Below are 24,785 nucleotides of genomic sequence, written 5' to 3' on the forward strand. Positions count from 1 at the left end.
TATTAAAAAAGGGACTGAAAAATTTCAGCCCCTTTGTAATTATTAGTTTGGGACTAGTGAGGTCCTTCTAGGTATGGGAATGTGGTGCTTGGGTTTTCGCCAGTGTTAGGTACATTATCTGTAACAAGTATTGGTAAATCTGCCACGCCATCATTATCAAGATCTTGACCATTAAAGCGATCACCGTTAGTACCTCCAAAAAGAAGTATAAGTGATACATCTACAACGTCATCTGTAAGACTACGACCTGTAAGTACATTACCATCACCATCTATATATGTTGTAGGAGCATCTGGTGCAACTTGTAATACATCTGCCGCAAGTACGGTAGTAAGTGTAGTTGCATCTAGACCAAGAACGTTATTTTCATATTCTACACCAAAAGCAGCGTGTAATGCAACAGCTCTATCTAGAAACCCTTGCTGAAAGTTTGCCACCATCTCAGATGGTATGGTAAGGTTAAAGCTATTTTTTGTAGCACTATCACCATTAAGAACAGTGTTAATGGCTGCTCTACCCATCTGGTCTTCTTGAGCAAAAGTTCCTTCAAAGTTAAGCTCCTCTATTTCCATTTGCTCTTCTGGAGCAGGTATAAATAAGTCGTCATCATCGTTGCACGATACAAACCCTGCTAGAACGGCACCTACTACGAGGTATTTTATGTTTTGTAATTTCATCTTTATAAGTCTTTAATGTTATTGTTGTCTTTTTGCTTCTACCCAAGTGTTCCATACTTGTACATCAAACCCTGCTGGGTGAGCTACTGTAGGTCCAATTAAAGCATTAGGGAGTTCTACCACGATAGATAATACATTTGTACCGTCAAAGGTGTCTACTGCATTTTCTGCAGTTTGAAAACCTCCATTAGGGCCATTGTTTTCTGCATCACCGCCTATAACAGCATTAAAAGTCCCAAAGTCAAAAAAGAAAGGATCTTCTCTAGGTCCTGCAAACATTTTAATACCACCCTCTGTAGTTTCTGTAATAGCATTACCATCTGTAGTAATCGCTACAGAACCTATCATTTGTGAGGCGTCTATAGTACTATTTAATCCAGTGGTAGCAGGTGCATATGGTCCAAAAAAGTACATTCTCCCGTCTCTAGCTATAGCCTGTATCACGCGATCTTCTACTAGATCTCCCGTGTTATCTATATTAAATTCAATAAGTACATTCTCGTCAAATGTTGCGTCATTACCTGCAGGTGCTAGTGAGCTCTGCACGTTTGCTACAAATACGGTGTTGTCTCCATTTTCTGCACTTTCAAAGGCAAAATAGTCTGTGATGTCTGCGGTGGTTCCTCCCACAGCTGGTGCGTCTAGGTGATCTGCCGCAATGAGGGCACCCACGCCAGCAACAAGTGCGCCGGCAATTAAAATTTTTGATACTGTTTTCATTGTTGTATGTTATTTATTTCAGATACCTACGCAGCTTATGTGCTATGGGTTTTGTAGCATACGTTAAACTCTTGTTAACATAATTCTCAAAAAAAATAATCCCTCAACAATTCAATACAAGTGATTTTTGCAATGAGTATGTGTAATTTTCAAAAGAGAATAATATCTTAGACCTTATACAAACACAATAGTAAATGAACACATTATTAGGAATAGGGAGTAGAATAGATCACCATAAACTAGGTAAGGGAGTGATTACAAACGTAACCGCAGAGTTATACTGGGTTACTTTTATAGATGGTGGGCTTGAGACCATCACGCTAGATGATCATTTTGACGTTATAGAAGCTATAGAAGATGAGGTTGATACGGTAAGTTTTTATGAAGTGGAGAAGTCTTTAAGAGACTTGTTAAAAAAGTACAGCGACATCTCTGAGGTCGTGCCACTAGCAGATAAGTGGAGAGGTGGTACAATTACCTTTAACCCAAAAGATAGTAACCTAGCCTCAAAAGAAATCCCTGTAGATAGTTTTTTCCATAAAATCGTAATGGTGCGCGACCGCATACGTGTGATGGAGCAAAAGATAAACGCAAGTAAAAACCTTGATGATCAAGATAAGATAGACTTGCAGCAGTACATTACCCGTATCTATGGAAGCCTTACTACTTTTAATGTACTATTTAAAAACACTTCACAAAACTTTAAAGGAGCATCCTCAAAAAAGTAATTTTAAAAACGGAGTAAGAGGCATAAGCTTTGATAATAATAATGTATACGCTTTCGCGAAAGCGTAATTTTGTATAATTAGGCAGAGCTCTATAAAGGTTATAGAAACTGTATTATAGTCTAAGCTGTCATTTGTTACTTTTAAAATTAGAAATCATCAATCAAATATATTTTTATGGAATCACCACAGCCGCAATTTTTACCCGTAAGTGCACTCTCAGACGAGCAGCGCGTAGACTTCTACCGAAAGACATATACCTATGTTGCGCTAGCAGTATTACTATTTATAGTTACTGAATACTTGTTTTTTCAATCTCCTGCTATTTTAAATTTTGCAATGTCACTCACTGGAGGGTGGAGCTGGTTATTGTTACTAGGAGCATTTATGTTTATTACAAACTATGCCGAAGGTCTAGCACTTAACTCCCGTGATAAGACCAAGCATTATCTTGCCCTAGGCATCTATGTAGTAGCCGAAGCTTTTATCTTTATACCCTTATTGCTCATTGCTTTCTCAATGATAGATGGAGTTGAGATGCTTCAAAAAGCAGCTGTAATGACCATTGCACTTTTTGCAGGACTATCTGGAGTAGTTATTGTTACAAAAAAGGATTTTTCCTTTTTAAGATCAATACTTACCATTGGTTTCTTTCTCGCAATAGGCCTAATGGTTGCAGGTTTGTTATTTGGATTTGACTTAGGACTTTGGTTTAGCGTTGGGATGGTAGCACTAGCTGCGGGATCTATACTTTATACAACCTCAAATATGGTTCATAAATATGATGAGGAGCAGTATGTAGCTGCTGCCTTGGGATTATTTGCATCACTTATGCTATTATTTTGGTACATACTTAGAATATTTATGTCAAGAGACTAACCAAAAAGAATTTATAAAAAAAGCCATCGCAGTATACTGCGATGGCTTTTTTTGTTTTGTTAAGAGACTAATTAAGAGATTTGAGTCTTTAAATTTTTTATTGTGCTTACGGGGTCCTCGGCCTTAAAGACATAGCTACCAGCTACGAGCACATCTGCTCCTTTCTCTATAAGTTGTGATGCATTTTTTGAAGTAACACCTCCATCAATTTCTATAAGAGTTGCAGCATCTTTTTTTGTAATAAGCCTTTTAAGAGCTGCTACTTTATCATAGGTGTTTTCTATAAACTTTTGCCCACCAAACCCAGGGTTTACACTCATTACACATACAAGATCGATATCTCTTATTACATCTTCTAGTAATGCGATAGGTGTATGTGGGTTGAGGGCTACACCGGCTTTCATACCAGCATTTTTTATAGCTTGTAGTGTTCTATGTAAATGTGTGCAAGCCTCATAATGAACCGTAAGAATGTTTGCTCCCAGATCTGCAAAGGTTTGTATATATCTGTCTGGATCTACAATCATTAAGTGTACATCTATAGGTTTGCTTGCGTGCTTAGTGATATCTCTAAGTACTGGCATACCAAAAGATATGTTAGGTACAAAAACACCATCCATTATATCAATATGAAACCAGTCTGCATCACTCGTATTTATCATTTCTATATCACGTTGCAAGTTTGCAAAGTCTGCTGCTAGTACAGAAGGCGCTATAAGTTTTGAAGACATAAAGTATTGTTTAGGGTAAAGATAAGATTATCTAAATATTGGAAATGAAAAATCCCCGGTAATCAGCCGGGGATTCATTCATCAATCAAAAAACGAACAGTTATGATAAACTGTTGTTACTTTTATTAGGTCGCCAGTGGCGTTAATTACTTACATTAAGTATGGTAAAGATACCAAAACTTTCTTTCTACAAAAAGTTAAACTAAAACTTTAAGAGATTATGCACTTTATCGGTGCATATATCGCGTTTATCCAAGATAAGTCTTAAGAATTTTACTTCTTGAGGTATGCTTGAGTCTACGTATTGCCTTTTCCTTTATTTGTCTAACTCGTTCACGAGTGAGGTCAAAGGTTTCACCTATTTCTTCTAGAGACATAGGTCTTTGATCTGCCAGGCCAAAATAAAGTCGCACTACATCTGCCTCACGAGGCGTAAGAGTTTCAAGTGCTCTTTCTATTTCTGTTTTAAGAGATTCGTGCAATAAAGCACGGTCAGGGTTAGGCGACTCTCCAGAGTTAAGTACGTCATAAAGGTTAGAATTCTCTCCTTCTATAAGAGGGGCATCCATACTTACGTGTCGGCCAGAATTTTTAAGAGACTCCTTAACATCCTTAATAGTCATATCAAGTTCTTTTGCAATCTCTTCTGGGCTAGGAGGTCGCTCATTTGCTTGTTCCAGAAAAGCAAAAGTCTTGTTGATCTTATTTATAGATCCTATTTTGTTAAGAGGCAATCTTACTATACGAGATTGCTCTGCTAGCGCCTGTAATATAGATTGTCTTATCCACCACACGGCATATGATATAAACTTAAACCCACGCGTCTCATCAAAGCGTTGTGCTGCTTTTATGAGTCCTAGATTACCCTCATTAATAAGGTCTGGAAGCGTTAACCCTTGATTTTGGTATTGCTTAGATACAGATACTACAAAACGCAGGTTTGCCTTTGTGAGCTGCTCAAGTGCACGGTGGTCACCCGCTTTTATACGTTGTGCGAGTTCTACCTCCTCTTCTGCAGTGATAAGATCTACTTTACCTATCTCTTGAAGGTACTTATCTAGTGAAGCGGTCTCGCGGTTAGTAACCTGCTTGGTGATTTTAAGCTGTCTCATAGGGCTGAAATAAACTTGGGTTGACGTTTGTCTATTATACGAGGCAAAGTTGCAAAATGTTACAAAAATCTTAAAGTTTTTTTTAATTGATTTTTTAGTTATAGCTTAAGCAACTTTTTTAAAATCATTAACGTGTTGATTTTTAAGCTTTTGAGTTTTTGTAGTTTGTGATTTAAGCAGGTAGACTCTATGCTTTGGTTAATAAAGTATGAAAATCTGATTACGCTTTCGCGAAAGCGTAAAACACATCGTTAATGTGCTCAATAATATTATATAAAGTTTTTAAACCATATTGCTATTAAATATCTTTGTAGTCTATGATAAGTTTACCTCTATTTATTTCTGGTACCGAGATTGCCTTCATTATTTTTATAGTGATTATGGTTTTTGGTGCAGATAAAGTTCCAGAAATCGCACGTGGTTTAGGGAAAGGTATGCGTCAAATTAAAGACGCTACAAATGATATCAAATCTGAAATAACTAAAACTGCAGAGCGTAACGATATAGATCTTGATGTGACTAAGGATATCAAGAAAGAAATAGATAAGGCAAAGGAAGATATAAACGACATCACTGGCCCTATTAAAAGATCGCTCTAGATGTGGGAACAACTCCAGCAATGGGATAGGTCACTATTTATATATCTTAATAGTCTGGGTATAGAAAAATATGACGCCTTCTGGATTTTTGTCACTAAGATTGAGCACTGGACACCGCTATACATTCTCTTTTTTATTCTCTTTTTTATAGTATACACACGCCGTAAGGCATTTATAGGTGTAGGTAGTACACTCGTAGTTTTTGCTGTAACTCTTGGTCTGACGGAAATTGTAAAAAATACAGTAGGTAGACTAAGGCCTAATAATAATACAGAGCTCGCAGAGCTTATACGAGTATTACAAACTCCGGGTAACTTTAGTTTTTTCTCTGGTCACGCAGCGGTCTCATTTGCAATGACCACATTTGTTGTACTAGCATTGCAGTCAAGATTTAAATGGGTGTACGTATTTTATATCTGGCCACTACTTTTTATTATGAGTCGCATTCTTGTGGGGGTACATTATCCTGGTGACATATTAGTAGGGGCACTTGTGGGGACTACTATAGGTTTCTTTTTTTGGAAATATTTAGGTAAGCAGGTACTTCAAAAGGCTTAGATTAAACATAAGCACAGCTTGTTGGTAAAAGCGTATTCTTCAAAATTTTATGTAAAATTTTACGAATTTAATATTATGCACGCATAATTATTAAAATTTTAATACATTGAGGCAGTTTTAACACAAACCCAATCAATATGAAGAAAACAAGCTCCCTAGTATTAGGAATGTGCCTTCTTGCGGCATTCTCTTGTACAAAAGATCAAGATGAAGCGTCAGACCTTATTACAGAAAATGTAGAAGTAAACCTTCAAGATTCAGACGCGTTTTTAACTATCGAAGAGATTAACGCCTTAATCAACCAGTCATTTTATGAAAAACAATCATTCTCTTGGAGTGAAGTCCCGGCCAATGTACTTTGGAGTGCCACAGTGCACGGAGGTAAAGTTCTTACCATAGGTTATGGTGAAAAAAATGAAAGCTTTAGAACAGAAAAAAACGATCGTCTTGATGCCACAAGGCTCGGTCTTATGGATTTGGTTCAAAGTAGTGAGCAAGTTGCCAAAAAAGACTTCAGAGTAAAAGAAGATGAGGTTCTTAATGTCGTAGATCTTGAGGTCACAAAACTAGAAACTATAAGAGAGCTGCTAGCCTCAGATGGAGTGAGGTATTTAGAACCTAACGGTTATTCTTATTACGACATCACTACTCCACAGGGAGCAAAGCCGGCGCCTACCCAAACACGCAGTGCAGGTTGTGATACTAGTGGTAGTAGCCTTAATAGTGCAGATTATAGAAGTATATGGCCAGGAGCACTAGTACCTTGGACGTTTGATCGTCACAATATAGCTAGCGCTTGGGGGCGCTCTCGTGGTGCAGGTATCACAATAGGTATTATAGATACAGGTCTTTCACCTAACCAGCCATTGCTAGGTAACAGTTTTGGAGATGGAGCTTCTATAAACGGAAGAACGGTAGAAAAATATGGAACTTATATAGACTCTGCCTGGTGGTGGTCTAATAATCTAGATGGACCTAATGACCGTTGTGGTCACGGTACAAGTATGGCAGGAGTCGCTGCCGGACCTCGCAATAATGATGGCCTTCCTTCTGGAGTAGCTTATGATGCAAATCTTGTAATGTATAGAGGAACATCTGATGTTGTCCTTAATGATTATCACGAGCGCAAGGGGGTGTCTAACGCATTACGAGCACTTGCAGATAGGAATGATGTAGATATTATCTCAATGTCTATAGGGTACCCTTGGAGTATAGGTAATGTAAGAGATGCTGTGCGTTATGCATATAGTCGTGGTAAACTCATATTTGCGGCTGGTGGTACAAGCACCAGTGCTACAAACTGGTACCCAGTTATTTTTCCAGCAAGTATGTCTGAGGCTGTCGCAGTGACAGGGGTGACAGACTGGTCCGGAGGTTATAGAGAGTGCGACGTTTGTCACGATGGTAGTGAGATACAGTTTACAATTGTGATGGAGCGCGATAGTAATGATAATAGAACAACACCAGTGATAGGTTTCAATCAGGGGCAACGTGATTATGTAGGTGGCTCATCTGTAGCTACAGCAACTATGGCGGGAGTAGCCGCAATGGTTTGGTCAAAATACCCTAACTGGTCAAGACAGCAGGTTCTTAATAGACTACGCCAGTCATCAGACTTATATGGTAATACGAGTAGTAAGTACGGTTATGGTAATATAGATGCCTATCAAGCTGTGCAGTAAATAGTATGTTTTTTAAATTAGTAAGGTCTCATTGTAACCATCAATGAGACCTTTTTTTTATGATGTCTAGAATTACGCTTTCGCGAAAGCGTAATTAAAACGAGTAATATACTACTTCACACGACTCACCGTAAGCCCATCTCTTATAGGTAATAGAACGGTCTCTAGACGTTTGTCTTCATTGAGTAGCTTGTTATACTCGAGTAACACTTTAGTGTCTATGTCTTTCTCATTAAGTGGCTCAACCACTTTGCCGCTCCAGAGCACATTATCAGAAAGGATAATGCCACCCTTGCTCATCTTATCAATAATCACATTATAGTAATTAATGTAGTTACGTTTATCTGCATCTATAAAAACGAGGTCAAAAGTAGTGTCAATGGTTGGAATGATATCTAACGCTTGACCGAGGTGCTGTGTAATTTGTGATCCGTAAGGCGAAGCGTCAAAATGCTTGCGCTGGAAGTCTACAAGTTCTTCCTTAATATCTATGGTATGTAGAGACCCTTCTTGTTGTAAACCTTCGGCGAGGCATAAGCCAGAGTAGCCGGTAAAAGTCCCTATCTCAAGAATGTTTTTTGGGTTTACTAGCTTGCTTATCATACTAAGCACTCTACCTTGATACGCACCAGAAAGCATACGTGGTTGTAGTATCTTTTGGTAGGTTTCCTTTGTAAGCGCTTTGAGATGAGCTGGTTCTTGCGCCGAGTGGGCAACCACATAATCATCAAGTTCCTCTGGTAAAAAATGCATTATAAATAAGTTTGAAAGGGCAAAATTACCTATCGCTTTTGAGATAGGTCTAGGTAATACAAAAATTTATTTTTCGCCTAATATTCTTTTCCTGAAAGCTTCTTTGCGCTTCTCATCATCTCCATATAGCCAGCGCACAACATTATCATCCCATATCTGGTCATACTCGGTAGCATTAATAATCTCGCGTTCTAAAGCAAGATCTAATATCTTACCAGGATAACTACTCTGGTTGTCGCTTTCCATTTCACCCAGTGGGTATGGATCATCAAGTCCCATAACGACCTGTTTACTTCCTTGGTTTTCTATTACCATTTTAAGCGAATTTGTATCGTGTACTAGGGTGTCAAAAAAGATATTAGGATGCCCCACAGATTTACGTGGGTGTGTTTTTCCTTCAAAAAGATCTGGCCTTCCGTCAAAACCTTGTATACGTCTCCCTAGATTTATTTGTGCTAGTTGGCCACCGTGTGCAAAGCATACACGCATACCTGGATACTTATCTGCATAGCCATTAAGCGTAAGAAAGTGGTAGGCATCTGCACATTGTGCAAGCATCCAGATGAGGTGAAAACGCCAGTTTGTATTCTGCAGTTTTATAAACTTCTCACCATCATAAGGGTGAATCTCTACTGCGAGATTATATTTGCTTGCAAGTTCAAAAATAGGTTCATTTTCTTCATCAAAAATACATCGCCACGTCCCGATGGTATCCATATAGTGTGTAGGCAAGCATAGTAAATCCATACCTAGCACTTCTACACATCGCTCTATCTCCCATAATGCTCCACGCACAAACCCTGGGTGTACCACAAAACCAGTTGTAAATTTATCTGGGTGATCTTGTTGTACTCGTGCATTAAAGTCGTTTTGAAACTTAAGTGCTTGCTTCATTTCCTCTAGACGTAGTCCGTTTCCATAAAGTTGCGAGAGGTTAAGTACCACCGCGTGGTCTACCTTGTTGCGTTCCATCCACTCCAGTTTTTCGTGCAAGAAAAAACTAGAATCTGTCACAGGTCTGCTCCAGTCTTTTTGGAGCATAAACTTTCGGTCTTTGTCTACCCAAAAAATCCCTTTGTCTTTCATAAACTGAGGAATTTCCTCAGGGTAGGGAAGTAGGTGAGAGTGACCGTTTATGCGAAGTTTTTTATGTGACATATTGAGTATGCTTTCGCGAAAGCGTACTACGCAATCGCTGTTGTGTTTTTAAAAATACAATTATTATACGAGTACCGCCTTACTCTTTTACCTTCTTGAGTTGTATATAATATAAGACGAGTAGTATAATAAAACCGCCAAAGGTTGCAACCAAAAAATAACTGCTTAATCCCGTCTGTTTACCCACGGCAACTGCCATAGATTGATATACCAGCCACCCAAAAAGTAGGGTGCAATACAGCGCCATTTGTGACATAAAGGTTTTTGTAACCGTAACCTGTGCCTCATTTTTAACCCCTTGTTTATGCTTGTTAATCTTTATAGACTTGCCTGTCATAAACTGGAATAGTAAGATAAGTAAGACGCTAAGTGCGGGTAAGATAAAAAGTTCATTTTTTGAACCATATCTATCTACCACCCCAGTCGCATCAAAGTGCATCGGCACCTCGTCTGGAATGTCACCATAATGTATCAGAATCATCGCAAAGGTAACTCCCGCTACGAGCCAACTTAGTATCCAAAAAATCTTTTTAATATCCATCTACAAGCTTTTTGTGCGTCCCCCATCTACAGGAACATTGATTCCATTAATAAATGAAGCGGCTTCACTAGCTAGAAAAACGATTGCATTTGCAACCTCTTCTGGCTTTGCAAAACGTTTTGCTGGTGAAGCGTTTGCCATAGTTTGTGATACCTCTTCTATAGATTTCCCTGTCTTTTTTGCCTTGTTTTCTATAATCTCAGAGAGTCTTCCAGTAGCGGTTGCGCCAGGAAGCACGTTGTTTACGGTAATGCCGTATTGTCCTAATTCATTTGCCATTGTTTTACTCCAGTTTGCCACGGCACCACGTATCGTATTACTCACGCCTAGACCATCTAGCGGTTGCTTTACAGAGGTAGAAATCACGTTAATGATACGCCCATATCCTTCGGCTTTCATTCCTGGAAGTACGGTTTGTGTTAAGAGATGATTGGTTTGTAGGTGTTGTGTAAACGCTTTCGCGAAAGCGGTAACATCTGCATCCACTATTGGTCCGCCTGGAGGGCCACCCGTGTTATTGATTAATATGTGATACACATTGCCCGTTGCCGAAACAGCAGCTGCCACCTCCTGCGGATTTGTAAAATCTGCCACCACATAGCTGTGTTTTTGTGAACCGTTATTAGGTAACTGCGTGATTACGGTTTTGAGCTTTTCTTCTGTACGAGCGGCAAGGGTTACGTTTGCACCTTCTTCTGCTAGACCCATTGCGGTTGCTAGTCCGATCCCTGCTGTAGAGCCACAGACGAGTGCATTTTTATTAGTTAGGTTTAGTTTCATAGTATGTGATTGCGAGCGTAGCGAACTAATCTGTCCGAGTGAGCTCTGATTTTATTTTCTAATTATATTTTATACAAACATTCTTTGCTTCAGTAAAAAATCGAAGCGCTTCAAAACCGCCTTCACGACCCACGCCGCTAGCTTTCACTCCGCCAAAGGGTGTGCGCAAATCTCGATTCATCCACGTATTCACCCAGACAATACCAGCTTCAAGTGCATTGCTTAAACGCATTGTTCTGTCAAGTTGCTGAGTCCAAACCGTTGCAGAGAGTCCGTATTTTGTTCCGTTTGCTAGTGCAAGGGCTTCTTCTTCGGTGTCAAAGGGCATTATAGTCACTACAGGTCCAAAAATCTCTTCTTGATTCAGTTTGCAGTCATTACTGTCCACCTCAATAACCGTAGGTTCTAAGTAATAGCCATTCTCATATCCTGCAACGGTTACTCGTTTACCACCACAAAGGACAGTGCCTCCGTATGCCTGCGCATTATTAATATAGTCTTCTACTTTCTCAAGGTGTGATTTTGAAACGAGCGCTCCAAGGTTTGTTTTCTCTTGTGATGGATGGCCCACGACTAACTCCTTAACTTTTGAAATGAAATCACTTTTAAATCGGTCATAAATAGATCGCTCTACAAAAATGCGACTCCCACAGAGACAGATTTGCCCTTGATTTGCAAAGGAGCTTCTTACGGTTGTGGTAACCATATCCTCATAATTACAATCGGCAAAAATGAGGTTTGGGTTTTTACCACCTAGTTCCAGAGAGAGTTTTTTAAACATAGGTGCACACGTCTTTGCGAGATGCGCTCCCGTTTTTGTACCTCCCGTAAAGCTTATCGCCTTGATATCTTTATGTTCTAAAATAGCTTGTCCCGTTGTGTGTCCCAGTCCGTGTACAATATTGAGAACACCAGGAGGAAGTCCGGCCTCCGTACAAATCTCACCTAGCAGGTAAGCCGTCATAGGAGTGACTTCACTAGGTTTTGCAATCACACAATTGCCAGCGGCTATTGCCGGAGCGATTTTCCAGGTAAAGAGATACAGTGGTAAATTCCACGGACTTATGCACCCTACAACGCCTATGGGTTTACGCAGGGTAAAATTCATTGCGTTCATTCCCACACTCTCGTGACTCTCTGCCGAAAACTGGGTGATTGCATTTGCAAAAAACCGAAAGTTACTCGCCGCCCTCGGGATATCTACAACCATTGCTAGTGAAACCGGTTTTCCATTATCGCGACTTTCGGCTTGAGCAAGTTCTTCAAGTCTAGCTTCAATGCCACTTGCAATGTTCATCAAGATACGACTGCGCTCGTCAAGTGTGGTGCTAGACCACTGTGGAAATGCCGCTTTCGCGAAAGCGGTAGCCTCCTCAATATCTTGCGCACTACTATTAGGAATCTGCCCATATACCTCACCAGAAGCTGGCTCATAATTATCTAACCAATCATTTGATGCTGGATTTCTATAGTCGCCGTTTATGTAGTTTTTGATGTTCATTGTCTTCTATTTCAGTTTATCTCCACATTTTTCTACTGTCAGTTCAAACGTAGTCGAGTTTTCTTTGTCAGTTCGAGCGCAGTCGAGAACTAATTCTGGTTCTGGCTCTGAATTTCTCTTGTCAGTTCGAGCGCAGTCGAGAACTAACTGTCAGGGTTATATTTAAAATGACTCGCATTCCTAGATTCTGCTAACGCCTGAATCATATCATAATCTTCAGATGCGAGAGCCAATTTCTTTTTTGAACTCCATTTCTTGAGTTTCTTTTCAAAGGTAATTGCTTGCTCTATATCATTAAACACTTCGTGCCAAATCAATATAACTGGGCGACGCTTGTATGTGAAGCTACTCTTATTTCGTCCTTGTTGATGTTCTTCATAACGTCTCGCTATATCATTTGTAACACCTGTGTAAATCAGGTTGTCATTGCATTTGAGCATATAGACGTAATAGGTTTTCATTAGGTTAGGTTCATTGAGTTCTCGACTGCGCTCGAACGGACATCTTCTCGACCGCTTTTAAAATGACATCATTTCGACTTTATTTAAAAAGATATCTTCTCGGCCGTGCTAGAAGGGACAACTTCTCGACTGCGCTCGAAGGGACATTGCTTCTATTTTTCAATCGGCTTATAAGCCATTACCTTAATCTCAACCACTAGATGCGGGTGTGGTAGCTGGTGTACGGCTACGGTGGTTCTTGCAGGGCCAGTTTCTTTATTAAAAAACTCTCCGTAGGCTTCGTTGTAACCGCCAAAATCATTCATATTTACAAGAAATGACGTAACATCTACGACATCTTCCATCGTGGCATTTGCGGTTGCGAGTGTTTTCTTTATATTTTCTAGTACGGCTCTGGTTTGCTCCTTGATATCAAGGTGCATTGTACCCATCTCGTCTATAACGTGCACGCCAGCAAAAGTATTATCTGCTTTTCGGCTGCTGGTGCCCGAGACAAATAGAAAGTCTCCAGCTCTTTTAATATGAGGATAAGCTCCTCTAGGTGTCACTTTCTTTTCATTAAAAGGATCGCCTTGTAAACGTAGGTCTAAATCTTTATCACTCATAAGTATATGATTTTGTTATATGTTTCCGGCTATGGCATCGTCGTGCAAGATGTCTTCTGTAGCCTGTTGTACTTTTTTTAATTTCGCTTTAAGCGAAAGAGAATCAGGTAGCAATCCGTCATCCAGCAGGTTTAATATAGCCTTGTTTTGTGCTCTACCGCGCGTCATTGCCTCTTTGTATCCTATAGCTTCGTTGAAAGTTACTAGACTATATTTTGAGTAATACTCCGTTGGGAATTCTTTCTCAAATTGTGTCTCTAGCTTTCTCTTCTCTTGAAACATAGGGTGCGCCGTGTGTTCTTTCATCTCGTGAAAGTTATCTACTGCAAGGTCTGCAATGGCATCTGTATCTGGTTTTCTGGTTTTTTCAAATTCTTTGAAAACCTTCTCCCATCCTTGATCGCCAAATGCATCTAGCGTCTCGTCAAAAACTACCACATCTTCAAAACTGGCATTCATCCCTTGTCCATAAAATGGCACAATGGCATGTGCCGCATCTCCTAGAATACAGGTTTTTCCAAAAGCACTCCACGGATGGCATTTTATAGTGCCTAGCGGCCCTACAGGATTTTCTTCATACTCTTTTACCAGTTCTGGCATCATAGGGATAGCGTCTGGAAACTGTCTTGTAAAGTATTCTGTAATTGCAGCTGGGCTGTCTAGTGATGCAAAACTATCTGGTGCATCTTGATAATCTATAAATAGCGTTACAGTAAAACTTCCATCTAGGTTAGGTAAAGCAATGATCATATCACGACCACGTGGCCAGATGTGTAAGGCATTTTTTTCGGTACGATAACCGCCATTTTCGGCAGGAGGGAAGGTGAGTTCCTTATAACCGTGACCTAAGTAATCTTGCGAGAAGCTGAATAAAAAGTCGCGACTCATATACATACTCTTACGCACTGCAGATCCTGCACCATCTGCTCCTAGAATAATATCTGCAGTGATGGTTTGCTCTTCTTTTGTGTGATAATCTGTAAAGGTCGCCGTAGCATTTTTAAGATCTACGTTTGTGCACGCCTGGTTAAAGTGTACTTGTAGGGTGTCATACTCATCTGCCGCATTGAGTAGCATAATGTTGAGGTCTGTACGTGAGATAGAATTTATGTATTCATCTGTACGCCCAGAATATGGGCTAAAAAGCGTGTTACTTTCTTTGTCGTGCAACATCCTTCCATTCATAGGGATACACAAATCCTTTACTCGATTTTCAAGGCCTACAAGGCGTATACCCTTTAAACCTCTGTCTGATAGGGCTAGGTTGATACTTCTGCCAGCATCTTGATGTACGGCTCTTAGGTCTGGACGCTTTTCCATCAAGGTGATTTTATAACCACGTTGCGCCATACGTAAGGCTAGAAGCGAACCGCAAAGGCCTGCGCCTATAATGAGTATGTGTTCTTGTTTTGCCATATAATATTTTGAGTACTAGCGTGATTTCTCCGTTAGTACTGTTTGAATGTTATTTATTTCTCAAGTACTCCATTTCGTCTGCGACGGCTTTGTCGTTTGGAGTTCCATTTTCGCGTAAGCTAGATACTACAGCAGCGTGATTTTTATCGTTTCTGTTTTGTGACATCTTATTTACAGCTTCAATGCTCGTAATTTCAATCTCAAATGCCACGACGCCGTTTATTTGCCGCAATGTCTTTTCAGAAAGCGCATCCATATCTATTGGATTTTTTTGTGGTGCTTCATACTTATCCATCAATGCTTTGATGGATTTATAAGTGCCTTCCTTATCTAGTAAACTTACATTACCTCTCACTTGTACAGCCGTATAGTTCCAGGTGGATACTTCTTCAAAATCGTACCAACTAGCCGAAATATAGCTGTGAGCTCCATTAAAAATACAAAGCGCCTCTGCGCCATTGTTGAGATGAGCAACTTGCTCATTCATTTTTGAGATGTGTGCGTGTATGATTTCGGTACCGTCTAGGCGTTTTGATAATTCTAAAGGGATGTGTGTCGCACACGATTTTCCGTCAAGATTTGTGACAAGAATCCCAAAAGCATTTTCTTTTAAGAAACTGCGTATCTCCTCTGGGTTTTCATTTTTATAAATCTCAGGGATATACATTACAGTATCTTTTTGAGTCGTTCTACCATTTCAAATACGTCTTGATAACTATTGTAAAGCGGTGCTGGAGCAACGCGTATTACATCTGGCTCACGCCAGTCTGAGATGACTCCTGCTTCGGTTAGTTTTTTATGTAAACTCTTATCGGCATTTTTTACTTGAATACTTAGTTGACACCCACGTTGCGCTGGATCGCTAGGTGTAATGATAGCGATGTGCTCATTGTTGAGTTCGTTTACTAAGAACTCTAGGTAACCAGTGAGTTTTTCAGATTTTGCGCGTATGTTGCTCATACCAGCTTCCTCAAAAATATCTAAGCTCGCTTTTACAGCTGCCATACTGAGGATAGGAGGATTTGATAATTGCCAGCCTTCGGCAGTTGGTATTGGGTCAAAGCCTTTGCGCATATTAAAGCGTGTGTCTTTGTTTTGTCCCCACCAGCCCGTAAAGCGCTGTATATTTTTATCTGTATGATGGCGCTCGTGTACAAAGCAACCACCTAGACTTCCTGGGCCGCTGTTGAGGTATTTATAAGTACACCACACGGCAAAATCTGCCCCGCTCTCGTGTAAGTCTGGCATAATATTACCAACGCCGTGTGCAAGGTCAAAGCCTACTTTGCTGTCGTTGTTATGACCTAAGTCAGTGATTTTTTTAATAGGGTAGCACTGTCCAGAATAATAGTTTGTGTTACCAATTAAAAGAAGCGCAACGCTGTCGCCGTGTTCTTTTACAAGTGTTTCTAGGTCTTCATAACGACATAATTCTTCTCCTTCTCGAGGTTGCCATAGTATAAGGCTTGTCTCTGGATCGTATCCACGCTGGCGTATCTGACTTTCTACCGCATACTTATCTGATGGGAAAGCATCGCTTTCTATAATTATTTTATAACGTGACGGTGTAGGATTGTAAAACGAGACCATCATCAAGTGAAGGTTTGTAGTGAGGGTGTTCATTATCACTACCTCACTAGGTTTTGCACCTACGATGTGTGCCATAGGTTTTGCGAGTTCCTCGTGATAAGACATCCACGGAGTTTCTTCTTTAAAATGCCCTTCAACACCCAGATCTGCCCAGTCATTGAGTTCTTGCTCGATGTATTGTGCGACAGATTTTGGCTGACAGCCTAGACTGTTTCCGCAGAGGTAAATAAGTTCGTTGTCCTCTTTGTCTACGGGTATGTAGAAGTGATTACGATACTCTTTAAGGGGGTCTTTTTCGTCTTGCGCTTTCGCGAAAGCGAGATTATTTTCATACACCATATATGCTGTTTTCTTGAAGAACTGTTGCTTGTCTAAAAATAATGATTTTAAGGGAGAAAATGTCTTTACAAGCATATGAAGCAGCGCAAAAGTTCAGCACATTTAAATTGTAATATGTAACGGAGTTTTTCTTATGTTGAGAGCCGAGGTTATTTATATTTGTGGACCATTTAATAATAAACTTTATGAAAAAACTAGTTGTACTACTTTTACTAATTGCAGGTTGCTACACACAGGTTACTGCACAAGAAAAAGAAAAATTTAGATTTGATATACGCCTTGGTTATGCTGCCGGTAATGAATATGGAGATGGTGTCTTATTTAATCTGGAACCTAAATGGTCAATAGATGAAAAGATAAATGTAGGTTTTAGAATAGGTGGTGCGGCACTTGCCGAGTTAACAAGTCCTTCTAATGGAATTGACGCTTTTGAAACAGATATTGTCACTGTTTATGGATCATACCTAGGTACAATAGATTATTACTTTTACCATAAAGATGGGTCACCTTTTGCAGTATTTGGAGGTGCTGGAATAGGATATGTTTCTAGTGCAAACGTAATCGCAGATTTTGATGAATATGACGATGCAAATAATATTGAAACTGATAATGGTCTAGGTGGGATGTTGCGAGTAGGTTTTGACTACTTTAAGTTTAGATTTGCTGCAGAATATAATTTTGCCCCAGAGGGTCAATTACGTGACCTTAATAATAATGAGTTTGGTGCTGTAAAGAATGGATACTTTGGTATCTCTTTAGGATTTTACTTTGGTGGTGGAAAATGGAAAAATGTAACAGTTCGAGAATAAATATTACTGACATACTATAATAAAAAGGTCTCTCAATATGGGAGACCTTTTTATTATAAAACGTTTGCGTACAAATCCTTGCGCTATTGTGGTTTGATTTATAAGATGATTTACTTTTGAGAGATGAACTCTCTGTTTCTCATACTGTCAAGAAAAAGATATTTTGCACCCGCTTGGGTTTTTGCTTCACTCAATATTATGATAGGTACTTGGGTGCTTTACATCCCGAGAGTAAAAGAAAAGCTAGGAATAGATGATGGTGAGCTAGGCGTAGCTTTATTCTGTATGGGGTTAGGAAGTCTCGTGTCGCTCACGGTGGCCTCTCGAGTTATAAAGCGAGTGGGAGTAGGGGCATCTACAGTAGCAGGTATTATTATCTTCTCACTATTGTTTTTAATGCCATTACTTGCACCATCTTATGCACTTCTGTGTGTTTCCTTGTTTTCTGTAGGGCTATTTTCTTGTTTTACAGATATAGCAATGAATGCGCTCGTCTCAGATATTGAAACCGAAGATGATGTGCATATTATGAGTTCTTCTCACGGTTTCTTTTCTATAGGAGGAGCAATTGCCGCAGTGATAGGTTATTTTATAATAGACCTTGTTAAGATGCCTGTTTATCACGGTATGGGAGCTGCAATTCTGGTCATTGTCACAAATTTGTGGCTTTGTAAAAGTTATCTAACACATAGAACCCCTATAGATGACAGTCACGGGACACTTAATTTCAATTTACTCAAACTACTGCTAGGTCTTACCATAATAGCTCTCGTTATTATGGGAAGTGAAGGTGCCATTGAGCAGTGGAGTAAACTATATCTAGAAGATATTGTGCAAGTAGCTACAGAAAAAACTGCAGGAATGGGATTTTTACTTTTCTCACTGTTTATGGCGATAGGGCGTTTCTTTGGTGATGGGGTGAGTAAGCGTTTTGGGTCGTTCAAAATTATCATAGGCGGTGCTCTTCTTGCGGTTGTAGGCTACCTAGCGGTACTCTCAGCTAGTAAATATTTCACTCTTGTAGGTTTTGCAATTATAGGGCTCGGCTTTTCTGTGATTATTCCTGAGTTGCTTAGACTTGCAGGGAAGGCAAAGGGAGTAAACAGCGCAGACGGTATTTCTTTTGTTGCGGGAGCTGGTTTTATAGGGTTTCTTGCGAGTCCACCATTGGTGGGGTTTTTGGCAGATTTTTCAAGTCTCAAGCTGAGCTTTACGGTGCTAGGTGGTGGAGCATTACTAGCGATGATTATTGGGATTACGCTTTCGCGAAAGCGTAATTAACTCCAACTATAGCTATACGTATGTTAAGGTAAAGTAGACAGTTATTGTAAATAGTTTTAAATCTAGTAGTATTATCTATCTTTGCACGCTATGACAAAACAGGCCCTAGATTCATTACAAGCACAAATAGACCTTGGTGAGATGCTTCCGCTTATGGAGGAATTTTATACCATACAAGGAGAAGGATTCCATAAAGGAACAGCAGCTTACTTTATACGAGTAGGTGGTTGTGACGTGGGATGTCACTGGTGTGATGTGAAGGAAAGTTGGGATGCTGCAATACACCCTCCTACAAATGCAAATACCATTGCCGAAAATGCTGCAAAGTACTCAGATACTATTGTGGTGACGGGTGGTGAGCCGCTTATGTGGGATATGAACCCGCTTACTAAAAAATTAAAGTCACTAGGACTTACAACTCACATAGAAACTTCTGGTGCATACCAGCTTTCTGGTGATTGGGACTGGATATGTCTTTCTCCCAAAAAACGTATGCTACCTACGCAGTCTGTACTAGAAAAAGCAAACGAACTGAAGGTGATTATCTTTAATAAGTCAGATTTTGACTTTGCAGAGAAGCACGCGGCACAAGTGGGTGAGGACTGCATTTTGTACTTACAACCAGAATGGTCTGTGCGTGATAAAATGGTACCACTCATTGTAGATTATGTGATGAAAAACCCAAAGTGGAAGGTGAGCTTACAGACACATAAGTATTTAAATATACCATAGTAGGCTTAAAGCTTTAGGCGATATGCTATAAGCAAGGGGTACTTTTATGGAGATGATGAAGTTGGTAGCCCAACAGTTTCTGTACAGCTTTGTTAAAAATTTTATCGTCAAATATTCAGCAACTTTATATTTGCTAACAGCTAATTTTCGCGAAAGCGCATAAAAAAATCCGCTACTTCTCAGTAGCGGATTTTCTATTTATTGAGTTTCTTAGAAGCTTATGCTTCTACTTCTTCCTCTTCTTTTTCTTCTTTTTCTTCTTTTAATCCTTTCTTCTGTACTGTGTCAAACATTACAGGAGTTGCGATAAATAGTGAAGAATATGTACCTACGATTACACCTACAATAAGTGCAAACATTAATCCTCTAATAGATGGAGCTCCTAAGAAGAAGATCGCTAGAAGTACGATTAATGTAGTTACAGACGTATTAAGTGTACGGCTTAATGTACTGTTAAGTGCTTGGTTAATTAATTTACCAAATCCTCTAGTAGAACCGTGCTCTTTAATGTACTCACGTATACGGTCAAAAACTACCACGGTATCATTCAGAGAGTACCCAATTACGGTAAGAATAGCCGCAATAAAGTTCTGATCTACCTCCATATCAAATGGCATTATGTTTTTGAATATTGCAAATACACCTAGTACTAACAATACATCGTGGAAAACTGCAGCTACAGCTCCAAGAGAGAATTGCCATCTACGGAAACGTAATAAGATGTATAAGAATACCACAATTAATGAACCGATTACGGCAAAAAGTGCTCCTTTCTTAATATCATCTGCAATAGTAGGACCTACCATATAGTATTCCATTTTACCTACCTGCTTATCATCTGTAGACTTTGCAAAAGCTGCATAGCTCATACCGCTAGGTAAGAATGGAGTAAGTGATGTAAATAGTTGTTGCTCAACCTGAGCATCTATATCTGTACCTGTCTCATCGATACGGTACTTTGTAGTAATCTTTAATTGATTATCTGCTCCAAATGTTTTTACATCTGCACTTCCAAAATCTGCAACAAGTGCATCTTCTACTTCTTGTGCATTCATAGGTTGATCAAAACGTACTGTATACGTACGACCTCCTACAAAGTCAATACCTGCGTCAAGACCTCCTGTTAATAAAGCAGCAAGACCTCCTACAATAAGTACTCCAGAGATAGCGTAAGCGATTTTACGTTTTCCTAAGAAGTCTACATTGTTGTTTACAAATAGATTCTTAGTCATACCTGTAGCAAACTCTAGAGACTTTCCATTTTTACCGTATCCATCTATAAATAGACGTGTGATAAAGATTGCACAGAAAAGTGATGTTGCAATACCTATCATAAGCGTAGTTGCAAATCCTTGTACCGGTCCTGTTCCAAATAAGAAAAGGATAAGTGCCGTTAAGAAGGTCGTAATGTTTGCATCAAGAATAGATGAAAGTGCGTTGTTAAAACCGTCTTTGATAGCATCTTTTTGAGACTTCCCTTTGCGTATCTCTTCTTTAATACGCTCAAAGATAAGTACGTTTGCATCTACAGACATACCTATAGTAAGTACGATACCCGCAATACCAGGAAGTGTAAGTACAGCTCCAAGACCTGCAAGTACTCCAAAGATGAAAAGGATGTTTACTACAAGTGCGATATCTGCAAATCCTCCGGCTTTACCGTAGTAAAATACCATCCAGATAAGTACTAGTGAAAGTGCGATTAAGAATGATAAGATACCAGAGTTAATAGCCTCTTGACCTAATGATGGTCCTATTTCTTCTGCTTGAATAATCTTAGCAGATGCAGGAAGTTTACCTGCGTTTAATACTGTTGCAAGATCTTGTGCGCTTGCTACTGTAAAGTTTCCAGAGATCTCTGTGCTACCTCCTTTAATCTCTTGACGAGCTGTTGCTGCAGAGTAAACATTACCATCTAGTGCAATAGCAATAGCGTTTCCTTTTTGAGCAACCTCACGAGTAAGTTTTGCCCACTGGTTAACCCCTTGTCCTTCAAAATCAAGACCTACAGATGGTTGTTGTGTTTGTGTAAATTGCTGGCGTGAGTCATTTACAACATCTCCGTCCATATAAGGCGCTCCCTGTCTGTTAGACTCAAGTGCATAAAGCCCTACGATGTCTGCTCCTTCTTCTTCTGGCACACCCCAAGCAAACTTCGCATAACGTAAAGATGCTGGACGTTGCTTGATAACTGCTGGATTTCTTAAGTAAGAGTTGATTGTTGCTGTGTCTTTTACAGCAGCAAATCCTACAGTAGGTACTTGGCTAAACTGTACAGCTTGCTGGTTTGGGCTAAATATTTTAAATAGTGGTCCAAAATCTTGCTCCTCTTCTTCTTCATCTACATCTTTAAGTAGATCAGATACATTATCATCTAGTGTGCTGTCTTGAGCAACTGCAGCTTCTTTTTTCTCAGATGCAGCAACAAGAGTTCTTAGTGTCTCATTTGCTCCTATAAGATAGTTAAGAGCTTCACCAGCATAGTGAGTTGTGTAAAACTCAAGTTGTGCTGTCTTTTCAAGAAGACCTCTTACACGATCAATATCTTTTGCTCCTGGAAGCTCAACAAGTATACGCCCATTATCTCCTAGAGACTGGATGTTAGGTTGTGTAACCCCAAACTTATCAATACGATTACGTAATGTTTCAAAAGCAGACCCTACAGTCTCTGTAATTTCACCTTCAAGAACTGTAGCAACTTCAGAGTTGCTCATTCCTGTGTTTACTTTGTCTTCTAGAACAACATTGGCAAAGATATCTGGAGAGGCTAGTTGCCCACCCTGCTTTTCAAATTCTGTTACAAAATCTTCAAAGTAAGTATTTTGACTATCTTTTTGTGCCTCATCTGTAGCATCTAGTGCTGCGATAAATGCCGGGTCTGTACTGTTGTTAGAAAGACCACCTAAGATATCACGTATAGATATCTGAAGTATCACGTTGATACCCCCTTTAAGATCCAGACCTTTGTTAAGCTCTTTCTCTTTTGCATCATTATAAGTGATGCCAGCAAAGATAGGATTTGCTCCTATGCTGTCTAAGTACGTGCGCTCTATGCGATCTTGTGCATCTGCATCTGTAGGCGCTTGTGCAACGGCATATGCCTTTGCTTCGTCTTCTGTTTTGTTTGTTAAATACGTAAATGATAGTTGGTATAAACATACCAGACCAAAAATTAACGCAAAAACTCTAATGAGTCCTTTGTTTTGCATTTTGCTTTGTTTGAGTTCAGAAAAAGAGTTTTTGTAAACTGCAATTTCTGAAAGTTGATAAATAATTAATTGATAATAATTGCCACTTCTGGGTGTTGAAGCAGCGTTGTGGATATTACAACTAGCCGCTGGCTAGACTGTATATATCTAGGTGAAGTTGTTAAGAAATAGGTCCAGCACGCACTTGTGGTATGCGGTACTGAATATTTTCTAATGCGATAGCATTGTACCTATAAAGAGTATAGGTTGTGTGTGTGTTACTATTTTCTTCTCTTACTTGCTGGTTATTAAACGCAGCATAGGTATCAAAGCTTGTAGCACGTGTTGTCTCAGACTTAGGCTCAATAATATGACCCGCTGGACCGTCAAAATCGCTGGTGTCTCGTATTTTGTAAATATCTAGCTTATAGTAGTCTGCGCCATCATCAGTAGGGTAGTGGTCAGGAGTAGTCGTATATGCTTGACTGTTATTTGTTTCGCTAAAAATTTCTTGAATCTCAGATACCTCTAGATCACTGTAGTAGCTCAGTTTTAGTGTTCCATCTATAAGCTTTTCAACTTTGATGTTGCTTACATCTACATTTTCTAGTTTGCTCTTTACAAGTGCAATGGCATCTTGAGTGTTATGTACATTGTTTTGAGAAGTAGCAAATTTTATGAGAATCTCTTGGTTAGGTACAGTATTTTGCTCCAAGCTTATTCCTAAAATAGCTAGGGCAATAATAAATGTATATAAGTACCACTTGTTTCTCACAAATTGATGTTTATTCATCAAGCGACAAATATAATATTCTCAGGCTAAGTACCCAATGTTTTAAAGACTACTTATTAGTTAATTAAAACGGCTTGTAGACTCCTATCTGCTAGTAGTTTTAGGTGTTACGCTTTCGCGAAAGCGTATGTAGTAGTTTAATAATCTTTAGTCATCATTTGTAATAAATGATGTGATTTCCAGCTGTGGTATCACACCTGTAGAAATTACTTGTGTAAGGTTGTGTGCGCTTTCTACGGTGAAGTTACCGCTTATCTCGGTTTGTCCACCAGTTATAGGTTGGTTTGCCATAGGTGCTGCATACACTTGATTATCTATCACAATTGCTATTGCAAATCTATCTCTAGCCGCTCGTGTGGTGAGGGTTTCCCAATCTGTAGCAGCTGTATCTGTCATTGTAATGTTTATTGTGGGCTCTCCTACTTGAGAAAAAGATTGTGTGGAGCGTGAAATAAATTTACCGTGCATCGCCGGTTTTCCCGATGAGTCAAGTATGAGTGCATAAAGTGTTATCACACCATTAGTTTCTGGTATACCCCAGGCAAATGTGACATTGAGATTTTCTTTTTGTAGTGCTGACTGTACCTTTTCTGAGTGTAATGTGCGGTTTACAAGTGCTGTATCCTTAACGTTACTTAATCCTATATATGTTGTATTGTTAGGTAATCCTGCCATAAACACTTCTCTAAAATGTTTGATACTGTAGTCTCTTTCAGGGTCTAGTTCTTCATTATATAAATCGATTATGGAGGGCATTATCTGTTTTATAGATGCGGTCTCGTAGAAGGCAACAGCGCCCGGAGTTTTTAGAAGGGTTCTTATATGTTCTTCTGTTGTTTTGGTTTTTAAACTAATATACGCTTGATTATTACCTACGGCTTCAATCTTAATAGCCTTACTAGATGGGGCTAGTCTATTTTTTATAGCTTCTAGATGGTGCACTGTGAGTGCTTGTGCTGGTGAGGAGACTTCAATTTTAAAGCTATTTTTAGGTTTGAAACTTATACAGGATGCTAAGCTTAGAAGTAAGTATAAAAGTGATAATTGTATTTTCATATACTGTTTTGTAAGCCGAAGATATATAATAATGAGCGGATTACGCTTTTGCGAAAGCGTAAAAAAAAGCCTGCTACATTTAAGTAACAGGCTTTTTGT

25 protein-coding genes are annotated in these 24,785 nt (G+C 39.4%); 8 read left to right on the forward strand and 17 right to left on the reverse strand.

Annotated elements, in window-relative coordinates; genetic code table 11:
* Window positions 1-53: 53 nt before the first annotated feature.
* Together Q0948_RS10390 and Q0948_RS10395 are read right to left on the reverse strand one after the other, a co-directional pair.
* A complete protein-coding gene (locus Q0948_RS10390) occupies window positions 54-677 on the reverse strand; it encodes a hypothetical protein (protein ID WP_298352025.1) in 624 nt (207 codons plus the stop codon).
* Window positions 678-695: 18 nt separating this feature from the next.
* Complete coding sequence (locus tag Q0948_RS10395; RefSeq protein ID WP_298352026.1) at window positions 696-1,397, reverse strand: DUF4331 family protein; 702 nt, start codon at window positions 1,395-1,397, stop codon at window positions 696-698.
* Between the two features lie 194 nt (window positions 1,398-1,591).
* Between Q0948_RS10395 and Q0948_RS10400 the strand changes: the two genes are divergently transcribed.
* Together Q0948_RS10400 and Q0948_RS10405 are read left to right on the forward strand one after the other, a co-directional pair.
* A complete protein-coding gene (locus Q0948_RS10400; protein ID WP_298352032.1) occupies window positions 1,592-2,125 on the forward strand; it encodes a hypothetical protein in 534 nt (177 codons plus the stop codon).
* Between the two features lie 174 nt (window positions 2,126-2,299).
* Window positions 2,300-3,001, forward strand: a complete 702-nt coding sequence (locus Q0948_RS10405; protein WP_298352037.1) for a Bax inhibitor-1 family protein — start codon at window positions 2,300-2,302, stop codon at window positions 2,999-3,001.
* 71 nt (window positions 3,002-3,072) lie between these two features.
* On the opposite strand, the gene rpe is transcribed toward Q0948_RS10405, so the two are convergent.
* Together rpe and Q0948_RS10415 are read right to left on the reverse strand one after the other, a co-directional pair.
* A complete protein-coding gene (gene rpe / locus Q0948_RS10410; RefSeq protein ID WP_298352039.1) occupies window positions 3,073-3,732 on the reverse strand; it encodes a ribulose-phosphate 3-epimerase in 660 nt (219 codons plus the stop codon).
* Between the two features lie 248 nt (window positions 3,733-3,980).
* Window positions 3,981-4,844 carry a sigma-70 family RNA polymerase sigma factor gene (locus Q0948_RS10415; protein ID WP_298352042.1) on the reverse strand — a complete coding sequence of 288 codons (864 nt, stop codon included), beginning with the start codon at window positions 4,842-4,844 and terminating at the stop codon, window positions 3,981-3,983.
* Between the two features lie 317 nt (window positions 4,845-5,161).
* On the opposite strand from Q0948_RS10415, the gene Q0948_RS10420 reads away from it, so the two are divergent.
* The 3 genes from Q0948_RS10420 to Q0948_RS10430 all read left to right on the forward strand — a co-directional run bounded on the left by Q0948_RS10420 (window position 5,162) and on the right by Q0948_RS10430 (window position 7,683).
* Window positions 5,162-5,443, forward strand: a complete 282-nt coding sequence (locus Q0948_RS10420) for a twin-arginine translocase TatA/TatE family subunit (RefSeq protein ID WP_035327726.1) — start codon at window positions 5,162-5,164, stop codon at window positions 5,441-5,443.
* Window positions 5,444-6,001, forward strand: a complete 558-nt coding sequence (locus Q0948_RS10425; RefSeq protein ID WP_298352050.1) for a phosphatase PAP2 family protein — start codon at window positions 5,444-5,446, stop codon at window positions 5,999-6,001. It begins immediately after the preceding gene.
* Between the two features lie 137 nt (window positions 6,002-6,138).
* Window positions 6,139-7,683 carry a S8/S53 family peptidase gene (locus Q0948_RS10430; protein WP_298352054.1) on the forward strand — a complete coding sequence of 515 codons (1,545 nt, stop codon included), beginning with the start codon at window positions 6,139-6,141 and terminating at the stop codon, window positions 7,681-7,683.
* Between the two features lie 111 nt (window positions 7,684-7,794).
* Here the strand turns inward: Q0948_RS10430 and Q0948_RS10435 are convergent, their stop codons facing one another.
* From Q0948_RS10435 to kynU, 10 genes are all read right to left on the reverse strand, one after another.
* Window positions 7,795-8,436 (reverse strand): O-methyltransferase, encoded by a 642-nt coding sequence (locus Q0948_RS10435; RefSeq protein ID WP_298352057.1) that lies wholly within the window; start codon window positions 8,434-8,436, stop codon window positions 7,795-7,797.
* 66 nt (window positions 8,437-8,502) lie between these two features.
* On the reverse strand, window positions 8,503-9,594 hold the full coding sequence (locus tag Q0948_RS10440; protein ID WP_035327734.1) for an amidohydrolase family protein: 1,092 nt from the start codon (window positions 9,592-9,594) through the stop codon (window positions 8,503-8,505).
* A gap of 79 nt (window positions 9,595-9,673) precedes the next feature.
* Entirely contained in the window at window positions 9,674-10,135 is a 462-nt protein-coding gene (locus Q0948_RS10445; protein WP_298328686.1) for a DUF1648 domain-containing protein, read from the reverse strand.
* On the reverse strand, window positions 10,136-10,915 hold the full coding sequence (locus Q0948_RS10450) for an SDR family oxidoreductase (protein WP_298352060.1): 780 nt from the start codon (window positions 10,913-10,915) through the stop codon (window positions 10,136-10,138).
* A gap of 58 nt (window positions 10,916-10,973) precedes the next feature.
* A complete protein-coding gene (locus Q0948_RS10455) occupies window positions 10,974-12,416 on the reverse strand; it encodes an aldehyde dehydrogenase (protein WP_298352063.1) in 1,443 nt (480 codons plus the stop codon).
* A gap of 143 nt (window positions 12,417-12,559) precedes the next feature.
* Window positions 12,560-12,877, reverse strand: coding sequence for a GIY-YIG nuclease family protein (locus Q0948_RS10460; protein ID WP_298352066.1), 318 nt, complete (start codon window positions 12,875-12,877; stop codon window positions 12,560-12,562).
* A gap of 152 nt (window positions 12,878-13,029) precedes the next feature.
* Complete coding sequence (locus Q0948_RS10465; protein WP_298352069.1) at window positions 13,030-13,482, reverse strand: RidA family protein; 453 nt, start codon at window positions 13,480-13,482, stop codon at window positions 13,030-13,032.
* A gap of 15 nt (window positions 13,483-13,497) precedes the next feature.
* A complete protein-coding gene (locus tag Q0948_RS10470) occupies window positions 13,498-14,898 on the reverse strand; it encodes an NAD(P)/FAD-dependent oxidoreductase (RefSeq protein WP_298352072.1) in 1,401 nt (466 codons plus the stop codon).
* 49 nt (window positions 14,899-14,947) lie between these two features.
* Entirely contained in the window at window positions 14,948-15,565 is a 618-nt protein-coding gene (locus Q0948_RS10475; RefSeq protein ID WP_298352075.1) for an FMN-binding negative transcriptional regulator, read from the reverse strand.
* Window positions 15,565-16,827 (reverse strand): kynureninase, encoded by a 1,263-nt coding sequence (gene kynU / locus Q0948_RS10480; RefSeq protein ID WP_298352537.1) that lies wholly within the window; start codon window positions 16,825-16,827, stop codon window positions 15,565-15,567. The genes Q0948_RS10475 and kynU overlap by 1 nt, the downstream gene beginning before the upstream one ends.
* A 185-nt stretch (window positions 16,828-17,012) precedes the next feature.
* Between kynU and Q0948_RS10485 the strand changes: the two genes are divergently transcribed.
* From Q0948_RS10485 to Q0948_RS10495, 3 genes are all read left to right on the forward strand, one after another.
* Complete coding sequence (locus Q0948_RS10485; RefSeq protein WP_298352078.1) at window positions 17,013-17,636, forward strand: hypothetical protein; 624 nt, start codon at window positions 17,013-17,015, stop codon at window positions 17,634-17,636.
* Between the two features lie 123 nt (window positions 17,637-17,759).
* Complete coding sequence (locus Q0948_RS10490) at window positions 17,760-18,917, forward strand: MFS transporter (protein ID WP_298352082.1); 1,158 nt, start codon at window positions 17,760-17,762, stop codon at window positions 18,915-18,917.
* Between the two features lie 90 nt (window positions 18,918-19,007).
* Window positions 19,008-19,649: a 7-carboxy-7-deazaguanine synthase QueE gene (locus Q0948_RS10495; RefSeq protein ID WP_035336039.1), complete on the forward strand. Its 642-nt coding sequence runs from the start codon at window positions 19,008-19,010 to the stop codon at window positions 19,647-19,649.
* A gap of 218 nt (window positions 19,650-19,867) precedes the next feature.
* Here the strand turns inward: Q0948_RS10495 and secDF are convergent, their stop codons facing one another.
* The 3 genes from secDF to Q0948_RS10510 all read right to left on the reverse strand — a co-directional run bounded on the left by secDF (window position 19,868) and on the right by Q0948_RS10510 (window position 24,686).
* Window positions 19,868-22,858, reverse strand: a complete 2,991-nt coding sequence (gene secDF, locus Q0948_RS10500; protein WP_298352087.1) for a protein translocase subunit SecDF — start codon at window positions 22,856-22,858, stop codon at window positions 19,868-19,870.
* Between the two features lie 160 nt (window positions 22,859-23,018).
* Window positions 23,019-23,612 carry a hypothetical protein gene (locus tag Q0948_RS10505; protein ID WP_298352090.1) on the reverse strand — a complete coding sequence of 198 codons (594 nt, stop codon included), beginning with the start codon at window positions 23,610-23,612 and terminating at the stop codon, window positions 23,019-23,021.
* Between the two features lie 165 nt (window positions 23,613-23,777).
* Entirely contained in the window at window positions 23,778-24,686 is a 909-nt protein-coding gene (locus Q0948_RS10510) for a hypothetical protein (RefSeq protein WP_298352093.1), read from the reverse strand.
* Window positions 24,687-24,785: the final 99 nt, after the last annotated feature.

Origin of the sequence: uncultured Dokdonia sp., from assembly GCF_947496725.1 — a bacterium.
Lineage (GTDB): Bacteria > Bacteroidota > Bacteroidia > Flavobacteriales > Flavobacteriaceae > Dokdonia.